Source organism: Rhizocola hellebori (genome assembly GCF_016862955.1).
GTDB lineage: Bacteria > Actinomycetota > Actinomycetes > Mycobacteriales > Micromonosporaceae > Rhizocola > Rhizocola hellebori.
In genome coordinates this window covers 1-766 of the sequence record NZ_BONY01000199.1, presented here as the reverse complement: position 1 = coordinate 766, position 766 = coordinate 1, and the positions used below count along the sequence as shown (strand labels likewise).

General features: G+C 68.7%; 1 protein-coding gene. It reads left to right on the top strand.

Features of this window, described 5'->3' with window-relative positions; translation table 11 throughout:
* The coding region (locus Rhe02_RS49500) for an HNH endonuclease signature motif containing protein (protein WP_203915558.1) at nt 1-593 on the top strand (593 nt) is incomplete at its 5' end.
* Nucleotides 594-766: the final 173 nt, after the last annotated feature.

Below are 766 nucleotides of genomic sequence, written 5' to 3'. Positions count from 1 at the left end.
GGCGTGACCACACCGCTGGCAGCACACCCACCAACACCACCCGCCACCGGCCCCACCCCGACAACACCACCCGGCGCGACCACACCACCCGGTGCGACAACACCACCCGGTGCGACAACACCACCCGGTGCGACAACACCACCAGCAGCACACCCACCAACACCACCCGCCACCGGCCCCACCTCGACAACACCACTCGGCGCGACCACACCAACGGCGGCACCTCCACCCATACCGCCCGCCGCCGCACCACCAACGCCGACACCACCCGGCACGACGAAGACGCCGACAGCGTCCTCGCCCAGGCCACCCGACGGTTCCCCACCGAAGCACTGGCGCGGCATATACGGGCCAGAGATCGCACCTGTCGCGCACCCGGCTGCCGTCGACCCGCCATCTACGCCGACATCGACCACACCATCGCCTACCACCTAGGCGGGCTCACCGTCGCAGGAAACCTCGGTGTCCTCTGCCGATACCACCATCGAGCCAAGCACCAAGGCCGGTGGCAACTGATCCAAATCAGACCAGGCGTATTCGTCTGGCGCAGCCCACTGGGCCGTCGCTACATCGTCTACCCCGCCGCACCCTGAACCCCTGGCCGCCGCCTCGACCACCGACACCTCAGGGCGGCAGGCACTACCACCACTCACCGCGTGATGCCACACCGAAGCGGGCAAACCAAGCCCTGCTCATCGCCTCGCGCCAGAACCCATCCGGCGAACCGGGTCAGCGTGGTGCCGCGCTGAGGTGTGGGCAAGCCAGA